General features: G+C 66.4%; 1 protein-coding gene. It reads right to left on the bottom strand.

Annotated elements, in window-relative coordinates; translation table 11 throughout:
• A partial coding sequence (locus NKI24_RS35925) for an SDR family NAD(P)-dependent oxidoreductase (RefSeq protein WP_352750962.1) occupies positions 1-503 on the bottom strand: 503 nt, incomplete at both ends.

Raw genomic sequence — 503 nt, forward strand, 5'->3', positions numbered from 1 at the left:
GCGTAGAGCGGACCGGCAACGCGTCGAGCATCTTTTCGATGATCTCGGCAGCTGCCTGCTCGGGGCGCTTCAAGGTCGCCGGATCAGCATCAGGGATCGCGAGCGCGTGCAGTGGGGTGTCCATATCGCCGGGGTCAGGCGCGAGGAGCCGGATGCCGTCTGCTTTCGCCTCCTCGTCCCAAATCGCCGTCACATGGGCAAGAGCGGCCTTGCTCGCGCCGTATGCTCCCCAGCCGGGATAGGCGTTCACCGCGGCGTCGCTGGAAATGTTGATGACCAGCGCGCCGCGGCCCTCGCGTGCGGACGCGGCAAGCGCACCGAACAGGGCTTTCGTCAGCCGGAACGCGCCGACGAGATTGACCGCGAGCGCCATTTCCAGCTCCTGGCACTCGGTATCGGCAAGGAGCGCCAGAGGGACAGGGCCGAGGCTCGACGCATTGTTGATCAGGACATCGAGCCCGCCGAGGCTGGCAGTGACCTGCAACGCGATCGGGTAGATGTCC

It is taken from the genome of Mesorhizobium sp. M0701 (assembly GCF_040320365.1).
GTDB lineage: Bacteria > Pseudomonadota > Alphaproteobacteria > Rhizobiales > Rhizobiaceae > Mesorhizobium.